Origin of the sequence: Paraglaciecola polaris LMG 21857, assembly GCF_000315055.1 — a bacterium.
GTDB classification, from domain to species: Bacteria; Pseudomonadota; Gammaproteobacteria; order Enterobacterales; family Alteromonadaceae; genus Paraglaciecola; species Paraglaciecola polaris.
Genome location: NZ_BAER01000045.1, coordinates 20379 through 29037, shown reverse-complemented (window position 1 = coordinate 29037; position 8659 = coordinate 20379). Strand labels below are relative to the sequence as shown.

At 44.3% G+C, this 8659-nt stretch carries 8 protein-coding genes; 3 read left to right on the top strand and 5 right to left on the bottom strand.

The window, feature by feature from the left end; translation table 11 throughout:
- Window positions 1-178 precede the first annotated feature (178 nt).
- Window positions 179-1057, bottom strand: a complete 879-nt coding sequence (gene prmA, locus GPLA_RS09730) for a 50S ribosomal protein L11 methyltransferase (RefSeq protein ID WP_007104717.1) — start codon at window positions 1055-1057, stop codon at window positions 179-181.
- A gap of 149 nt (window positions 1058-1206) precedes the next feature.
- Between prmA and GPLA_RS09725 the strand changes: the two genes are divergently transcribed.
- Window positions 1207-2562 carry an MATE family efflux transporter gene (locus GPLA_RS09725; protein WP_007104716.1) on the top strand — a complete coding sequence of 452 codons (1356 nt, stop codon included), beginning with the start codon at window positions 1207-1209 and terminating at the stop codon, window positions 2560-2562.
- Window positions 2563-2614: 52 nt separating this feature from the next.
- Here GPLA_RS09725 and accC read toward each other — a convergent pair whose 3' ends face one another.
- Genes accC through aroQ form a run of 3 tightly spaced genes read right to left on the bottom strand, consistent with a single transcriptional unit; the run spans window position 2615 to window position 4967 of the window.
- Window positions 2615-3964, bottom strand: coding sequence for an acetyl-CoA carboxylase biotin carboxylase subunit (gene accC, locus GPLA_RS09720; RefSeq protein ID WP_007104715.1), 1350 nt, complete (start codon window positions 3962-3964; stop codon window positions 2615-2617).
- Between the two features lie 14 nt (window positions 3965-3978).
- On the bottom strand, window positions 3979-4422 hold the full coding sequence (gene accB, locus GPLA_RS09715; RefSeq protein WP_007104714.1) for an acetyl-CoA carboxylase biotin carboxyl carrier protein: 444 nt from the start codon (window positions 4420-4422) through the stop codon (window positions 3979-3981).
- A 59-nt stretch (window positions 4423-4481) separates the two neighbouring features.
- On the bottom strand, window positions 4482-4967 hold the full coding sequence (gene aroQ / locus GPLA_RS09710; RefSeq protein ID WP_007104713.1) for a type II 3-dehydroquinate dehydratase: 486 nt from the start codon (window positions 4965-4967) through the stop codon (window positions 4482-4484).
- Between the two features lie 214 nt (window positions 4968-5181).
- Here aroQ and GPLA_RS09705 point away from each other — a divergent pair, with 214 nt between their 5' ends.
- A complete protein-coding gene (locus tag GPLA_RS09705) occupies window positions 5182-5781 on the top strand; it encodes an acyl carrier protein phosphodiesterase (protein ID WP_007104712.1) in 600 nt (199 codons plus the stop codon).
- A gap of 25 nt (window positions 5782-5806) precedes the next feature.
- Window positions 5807-6436 (top strand): uracil phosphoribosyltransferase, encoded by a 630-nt coding sequence (upp, locus tag GPLA_RS09700; RefSeq protein ID WP_007104711.1) that lies wholly within the window; start codon window positions 5807-5809, stop codon window positions 6434-6436.
- Window positions 6437-6754: 318 nt separating this feature from the next.
- On the opposite strand, the gene GPLA_RS09695 is transcribed toward upp, so the two are convergent.
- Window positions 6755-8536 (bottom strand): protein-disulfide reductase DsbD, encoded by a 1782-nt coding sequence (locus tag GPLA_RS09695; RefSeq protein WP_040514334.1) that lies wholly within the window; start codon window positions 8534-8536, stop codon window positions 6755-6757.
- Window positions 8537-8659 lie beyond the last annotated feature (123 nt).

Sequence of the window (8659 nt, the reverse complement as noted above, 5' to 3'; positions counted from 1 at the left end):
CTTTCATTAATCTTTGTTTAAGCTAATATTTATATAGTTGGTTAACGCACAAACGATATATACAGCTTAATTGCGCTGAGGGTGGAAAGCTACTGTATCAAAGTGGATAAAATAACATCAACCACACTGTGCCCATCTTTATCGTGACGGGCACTTTGCAAGCCAAAACCAAACGCGGTTATTTACGTTTTCCTGAGACTCTAGCCCACTCACCATCGATTTCAATAGGCTCCATGTGGAAATCTTGACTGTATAAATCATTTATACCTTGCGCTTGTTCAGCCAAAATACCCGATAACACTAACTTGCCACCGGATACACAATAGGCGGTAATCACTTCACGCAGATCTCTAAGTGGCCCTGCAAGAATATTGGCCAATACCACATCTGCTTTTAGCTCAGGTTGGTGTTGAGGTAAATACAGCTCAATTTTTTCGCCAATATGATTGCGGTCGGCATTTGTTTGACTGGATAATAAAGCTTGCGGATCTATATCAATACCCACGACTCGCTCAGCACCTAATTTAATTGCTGCAATACCTAATATGCCTGAGCCACAGCCAAAATCGACGACTAACTTATTGGTTAACTCTAGCGCATCTAACCAGCGTAAACATAAAGCAGTGGTTGGGTGTGTTCCCGTTCCAAATGCTAAGCCAGGGTCGAGCATAACGTTAACCGCAGAAGGGTCAGGTACATCGCGCCAGCTAGGGCAAATCCATAATCGCTCGCCAAATCGCATAGGATGAAAATTATCCATCCATTCCCGCTCCCAGTCTTTGTCTTCTAGTTGATCGAGTTTATGGGGAAAATCTGCACCTAAAACCTTAGATTTACTTAACCTAGCGACAACACCATCCATGTCGTGGTCTGCTTCATATAAACCGACAACTTGGGTTTCAGGCCATAACATCACCTCTCCCGGTTTCGGTTCGTACATGGGTGTGTCTTTCGCGTCGACAAAGGTGACAGCTTGGGCGCCATTGGCACTTAGCATGTCGCCCACTTGTTCAGCGTCTTTGGCTTGTGTATCTATGATGAGTTGGATCCAAGGCATAGCAGGTCTTATCAAATGGCAAAGAAACCAGTATAACATTAGTTATTTAACGGATTCTGCGTAAACTAATCCCCGCCCTTGGTTAGATGAACTTTTATCCCAATAAATACGTTCTTATGCGTATCCCTTTTGTCTTATTCGGAGTTACTTTGCCCTCATCCCGCGACCTTATTCGCCCGCCGGTTCATAAGGTACTGACTAAACTTACCTTACCGATGATCCTTGGCATCATTGCAGTATTATCGGTTTCATTAATCGATACCTATTTTGTTAGCCAGCTTGGTACAGAGCATCTTGCCGCCTTGTCGTTTAGCTTCCCTGTGACTATGAGCATATCGAGTTTGGCTATTGGTTTAGGAGTCGGTGCCGCTTCTGCAGTTTCCCGTGCAGTGGGAGCAAACAACAAAGAACAAGCAAAACGCTTATCCACTGACAGTCTGTTACTCGGTATAGCAGTGGTGATGGTGGTTGCTGTGGTGGGTTATCTGTATGTCGAACCGCTATTAAGTCTACTTGGCGCATCAAACGAAGTATTAGCACTCGGCGCGCGCTATATGCGTATTTGGTTTATTTCGGTGCCATTTTTAGTGGTTCCCATGATTGCCAATGCTTTAATACGCTCTGTAGGGGACGCATTTTGGCCAAGCTTAGTCATGATTGGCTCGGCACTGATCAATATTATTTCAACACCTATATTGATATTCGGCTGGGGAGTGATACCTGCTTTTAATATAGAGGGCGCAGCGCTAGGCACCTTATTCGCACAAGTACTCACGCTGTTTGCCTCTTTGGCTATACTGATCATCCGTGAGAGACTGCTGAGCTTTCACCTTCCCAGTCAAGGTGACCTCATTGCATCGTGGCGCACATTATTATCCATCGCGGTACCCGCAGCTGCCGGCAATATGGTCAATCCCTTGTGTATCGCCATTGTCACGGCAATCATTGCCTGGTTTGGTGAAAAATCCGTCGCCGCTTTTGGGTTAGCCACCCGTATCGAATTTTTTGCTGTTATTCCTATGCTCGCTCTGTCTTCGGCTATTGGCCCATTGGCAGGTCAAAACTGGGGAGCGAATCAAGTACAGCGTGTCATTGAGGGACTGAAAATAAGCTATTGGGTGTGTATAGTGTGGGCCGCGGTATTAAGTGTATTGCTATGGTTTGCCGCCCCTTCCATTATTACGGCTTTCTCATCTGACTCTGAAGTGACCAATGAAGCGCTGTTGTATTTACGCATCATTCCAATCAGCGTGTGGGGTTACGGAATTGTCATAGTCGCAGCGGCTGCATTTAATTCCATAGGTAAGGCGAAAGTGGGCTTAGGCTATTACATTGTCCGTTCGGCAATATTTTACGTTCCGTTGTCATGGTTAGGTGCGATATACACTCAGATAGATTACGTATTCATAGGCATCGCGCTGGCTAACGTATTATCAGGGCTCGCCATAGGGTTTTATTCAATATGGTGGTTGAAGCGTTTACACAGATTGAATTTACTGGCGTGAAATAAAAAAGAGCGCCGAAGCGCTCTTTTGACATCATCAATATTAAAAAAACTTAGTGACCGCCAAGGCCGAGCTTCTTTTCAAGATAATGGATATTTGCACCACCAGCGGCAAAGGCTTCATCTGCCATAATACGCTGCTGAAGTGGGATGTTCGTTTTAATGCCTTCAATTACCAGCTCACCCAATGCATGGCGCATTCTGGCAATCGCGACTTCACGAGTTTCGCCGTAGGTGATCAATTTACCGATCATAGAATCATAGTTAGGCGGAACGGAATAACCCGCATAGATATGTGAATCCCAACGTACGCCTAAGCCACCGGGCGAGTGGAACATAGTAATTTTGCCTGGACTAGGAATGAAGGTATCAGGGTCTTCCGCGTTAATACGACACTCAATCGCATGGCCGCGTACTTCAACTTGATCTTGCGTAATCGATAACTTTTGACCGTCAGCAATACGCAATTGTTCTTTAATCAAATCGATACCGGTAATCATTTCTGATACTGGATGCTCAACCTGAATACGGGTATTCATTTCAATGAAGTAGAATTCACCATTTTCAAACAAGAATTCAAATGTACCCGCGCCACGATAACCTATATCAACACACGCTTGGCAACAACGCGCACCAATTTTGGCCCGCATTTCTGGCGTAATACCTGGCGCAGGCGCTTCTTCAACCACTTTCTGGTGACGACGCTGCATAGAACAGTCGCGCTCACCTAAGTGGATCGCGTTGCCCTGACCGTCAGCCAAAATTTGAATTTCAACGTGTCGAGGGTTTTCAAGGAATTTCTCCATGTAAACCACATCATTATTAAACGCAGCACCCGCTTCACCTTTGGTTGCCGCAATAGAAGAAATCAATTCTTCTTCACTGCGTACAACACGCATACCACGACCACCACCACCGCCTGCTGCTTTAACGATAATCGGATAACCGATGCGTAAAGCGATTTCTTTGTTACGCGTTTCATTGTCGCCTAAAGGCCCATCAGAACCTGGAACACATGGCACACCAGCGGCTTTCATTGATTTAATCGCCGACACTTTGTCGCCCATTAAATTAATGGTTTCAGCTTTTGGTCCAATAAAGATAAAACCGCTACGCTCTACCGCTTCAGCAAAATCTGCATTTTCTGCCAGAAAGCCGTATCCAGGGTGAATAGCAACAGAATTGGTAATTTCTGCGGCAGCGATAATACGCGGTATGTTCAAGTAACTTTCGGTTGCAGATGGCTTACCAATACAAATGGTTTCATCTGCCAAAAGCACGTGTTTTAAACTTTCATCTGCAGTGGAGTGCACAGCAACTGTCTTGATGCCTAGCTCTTTACAGGCACGCAAGATGCGAAGCGCAATTTCACCGCGATTGGCAATCAGTACTTTATCAAGCATTATCAGTAACCTACTTATTCAATGATGAATAGGGGTTGATCAAATTCAACCGGATCTTGGTTGTCGACTAAAATTTCTTTAATCACACCCGTTTTATCTGACTCAATCTGGTTCATCATTTTCATTGCTTCAATAATACAAAGGGTGTCGCCGACTTTGACACTTTGTCCTACTTCAGCAAATGCTTTTGAGCCCGGAGAAGATGAACGGTAGAAAGTACCCACCATAGGCGATTTCACACGATGGCCACTGGTTTCCGCAACAGCAGCCGGAGCCGCATCAACCACAGGAGCAGCCAATGGAGCAGCGTGCTGAATAGGCGCAGAATATTGTACTTGAGCTGCCGGTTGGCCGCTGCGATGAATGCGTACAGATTCTTCACCTTCAGTAATTTCAAGTTCTGAAATGCCTGATTCTTCTACTAACTCGATGAGTTTCTTAATTTTACGTATATCCATGATGTTATCTCTTTTTGATTTGTATACATAAGTGACCGGCAGCAAACCGACCACGGCAACTAATTAGTTTTTTTACTTAAGTGTTGTTGTGCAGCGCTCAAAGCAAATCCATAGCCTTGCTCGCCCATGCCGCAAATAACACCTAGCGCCACATCAGACAAATAAGAATGGTGCCGAAAAGGCTCACGGGCATGAACGTTGGATAAGTGCACTTCAATAAAGGGAATTGACACGCTTAACAATGCATCGCGCAGCGCAATACTTGTATGCGTAAAGGCCCCTGGATTAATAATAATGAAGTCAACTTTTTGATAGGCATTGTGAATGGCATCAATCAACGCGTGCTCTGCATTAGACTGAACATGGCTCATGGCAATGTTCAGCTCATCCGCGCGCACCTGTAACGTCTCAACAATGTCTTGTAGGCTGCGAGAGCCGTAAACCTCAGGTTCACGTTTTCCCAACATATTAAGGTTAGGTCCATTAATTAATAAAACTTTCAAGAATAAGCCGCTATCTTCGTTAATATGATAATTATCTTTCATTATTAGCAAATAAGTATCTGATTAGCGACTAATTTCGCTTAAATTCTCTACTCATTCCACTCAATTGAAGCCATTATAGAGCTAACTTACAAATTAGCAGCAAAATACTGGTCTTATCAGCGAAGATTGCCCCCAAGTTTGCGTATTTAATCTTACTGCTAGGTATATTTTTAGCCATATTGACGTCAAGGGAAGATCAGGGTCAAATGTCACCATGAACTACATTGCACATCTTCATTTGGCAAAACATACCCACACCAGCTTAGTGGGCAATTTTCTAGGTGATTTTATTAAAGGCAGTGCCCTGAGTGATTTATCCGTTGATCTTCAACATGGCGTGCGTCTGCATCGTCAGATTGATGTATATACTGACTCACACCCTGTGGTACTGGCATTAAAAAGTCATTTCCCTAAATCAATTCGCCGCTACGCAGGCATAGTGCTGGATGTGTACTTTGATCATCTGTTAATGCTGCATTGGCAAACATTTTCAAAACCTGCGCTGAGTACACAAGAAGTCTTCACTGAGTTTTATCTAGATTTAGCGCAACTCGATATGACAATCAATCCACACTTTACCCGCGTGAAAGAAGGGCTTTTGGCCCATCAGTGGTTAGCTGACTATCAACAGCCCAGTACGTGTTTACGGGCGCTGCATAGCATTGAGCGGCGCTTCTCAAGAAAGATAGAATTTGCTGAGCAAGCCATGATTCATGTCGCAGAAAACAGGCCTCAATTAAGACAGTCTTTTTTACACTTTTACCCGGATTTACTTAGGCACAGCGAACAGTTTGTCAGTAAACTTAGTCGATAGACTCATTTCACGTTCGAGGTACATTGTGTCAGTTAAAGAAATCAATCACCCCCTAGTTCAACACAAATTAGGTTTAATGCGCGAAGCCGGTATCAGTAGCAAAAATTTCAGAGAGCTCGCCAGCGAAGTTGGCAACTTACTGACCTACGAAGCGACCCGAGAGCTAGAAACCGAAACGGTTGAAATCAATGGTTGGAATGATGAGCCCATCAAAGTAAAAAAAATCAAAGGCAAAAAAATCACCATAGTTCCCATTTTACGTGCTGGGCTAGGTATGCTTGACGGTGTAATGCAGCTCATTCCGAATGCCAAGGTCAGTGTGGTAGGTTTATATCGCGATGAAGAAACCCTGCAACCCGTGGCTTACTTTGACAAGGTCGTAAAAGATGTAGAAGATCGTACAGCCTTGATTGTTGATCCTATGCTTGCCACTGGTGGCACGCTCATCGCAACCATAGATCTGCTCAAGCAAAAAGGTTGTCAGCATATCATGGGGTTATTTTTGGTGGCTGCGCCAGAGGGGATTGAAGCCGTGCTGAGTAAACATCCAGATGTAGATATATACACAGCCGCTGTGGATGACAAGCTGAATGAACATGGCTATATACTGCCTGGCTTAGGTGATGCTGGTGATAAAATATTCGGGACTCGCTAGGCTGCTGAGCTTAGTTAGGTTATCAGTATTGGCAGGTAATCGTTCTCCAGACGCTACCTGCCCCATAACGGCTGTGTATAAACCCTTCAGCGTATCGGCCATCCATTCGTATGTTTAATCACTCGCCCGTCATAGTGCATCGCCGGATTCAAAGTAATGGTTGTAGAGCCACCTAAACACAAACCCACCACACCGAGCGGCACCTCAGGGTATTTTGGCGCAAAAATACTAGACCAACCTTTGCATCAGCAATGCGAGGCGAAAAGGTAATCGTCGATCGATAGCCACTACTTTTATCACTTTCGTACGCGCTATTTTTTACAAAATTTCTTTCGCATGGTCAGCAAATGCTGACGCTTGCATAAAGCCCGTGACGCGAGAACCGGTGATTTCTTCGCCTTGTGTGTTAAAAAATAAAATGGTCGGTAAGCCCAAAATGGCAAAGTGATCTTGAAAGGCAATATTTGTCGCTGTGTTATCGGTCAAGTCGATTTGCATCCACACTGTATTACCCAGCGCGTTGACCACATCTGAGTCAGGGAAAGTATACTTCTCAAATTCTTTACACGCCACACACCAATCGGCATACAAATCAACCATGACGGTTTTACCTTGCGCATTTGCCGCAGCTAGTTTTTGTTCGAAGTCGGTTAAGTCTTTTACAATCACGAAAGTGGGATGGTTATCTTGAACTTGATTATGGACGCTGGAAGTTTGCGAGAATAATACCTGATAGCCATACATGGCGGAGGCGAATAGTCCGATAAAGATCACAAAACTACGTGCGCCCTTGGCAAAGTTCAATTGGCTGTTTTGGTTCATCACAAAGAAATAACTAAACGTGACCAAACCTAATAATGACCAAGCGATATCAGTGAACACATGACTGACCAAACGCTCTACAAACATCAGCGCCACGGCGAGCATCATGAAACCAAAAGTGACTTTCACTATGTTCATCCAAGCGCCTGCCTTTGGCAGTAGCTTTCCGCCGGTAATACCAAACAAAATCAGCGGTATGCCCATACCTAAACTCAAGGCATATAAGGCACTGAAACCTAGTAATAAGTCACCGCTTTGGGCGATGTACAGTAAAATACCGGTTAATGGTGCGGTCGTGCAAGGTGATGCCACTAAACCAGATATAGCGCCCATAAGCAGCACACCGAAATAGCTACCGCTTTTCTGTTTGTTACTCATACGGTTAAGCTTTTCTTGCCAACGCGACGGCAATTGCAACTCATAGGCACCAAACATCACCAATGCTAATAATACAAAGACAACAATCAGCACACCTAAAATAACAGGATGCTGTAACGCCGCCTGAAACTTCACCCCTGCGGATGCTACTACTAAGCCAAGTAATGAGTAAGTCAGTGCCATACCTTGCACATAGACAAAGGACAGCACAAACGCCCGTGACGTACTTATACCCTTGCCTTGGCCAATGACAATACCGGATAATATGGGATACATGGGGAATACACAGGGCGTAAATGCCAACCCCACGCCCAGCGCTAAGAAAATCAATAGCACCCAGCCAAGACTTTGCTCACCAGTGAGTAAATCAACTAATTCAAATTGTTGTGAAACCGATGCGTTTTTTTCATCTTGGGTAGCGCCCGTTTCACCTATTGTATTATCCCCCCCTTGCACCGCATTGAGGTACACCACTTGGGTTGTTGGCGGGTAACATAAGCCTGCGTCTGCACAACCTTGATAGCGGATCTTAACCACTGAATCATCTTGGGACTGTAGGATGGGATAAGTAATTGAGACTTGACGATGGTAAACCTCTTGGGGCTCATCGAAGAATTCATCTTCTTTCATTACCCCTTCAGGGAACGTCGGCTCACCTAAGGTGGCATTTTTTGACACTGCTTTGAATTGCTGTTGATAAAGATAGTAGCCATCTGCTACGTCCCAGGTCACGACGAGTTCATCGTTGTTTTGCACGTAATCAAACACGAATGCCTGATCGACTTTTAAAAATTCAGGCTCATCACTAAACAATGAATCAAAAGCAGTGTTTTGGGCCACACTTAGCAAAGACCATAGGGACATAAGTGTAAGAATAAAAAACGATTGTATTAACTTCATTTGAGACTACTTATTTATCAGTACCACATTTGGAATATAGAATAAGACGATACGCTTAAGAACACATTAATTCTAAGGAGCGCCAATATAGACCTTATCACTAATACTTGTCTTTCAAAAAGA

What these genes read in the sequence shown, in the direction of transcription:
- prmA (WP_007104717.1), bottom strand. Translation starts at nt 1,057, where the DNA reads ATGCCTTGGATCCAACTCATCATAGATACACAAGCCAAAGACGCTGAA.
- accC (WP_007104715.1), bottom strand. Translation starts at nt 3,964, where the DNA reads ATGCTTGATAAAGTACTGATTGCCAATCGCGGTGAAATTGCGCTTCGC.
- accB (WP_007104714.1), bottom strand. Translation starts at nt 4,422, where the DNA reads ATGGATATACGTAAAATTAAGAAACTCATCGAGTTAGTAGAAGAATCA.
- aroQ (WP_007104713.1), bottom strand. Translation starts at nt 4,967, where the DNA reads ATGAAAGATAATTATCATATTAACGAAGATAGCGGCTTATTCTTGAAA.
- GPLA_RS09705 (WP_007104712.1), top strand. Translation starts at nt 5,182, where the DNA reads ATGAACTACATTGCACATCTTCATTTGGCAAAACATACCCACACCAGC.
- GPLA_RS09695 (WP_040514334.1), bottom strand. Translation starts at nt 8,536, where the DNA reads ATGAAGTTAATACAATCGTTTTTTATTCTTACACTTATGTCCCTATGG.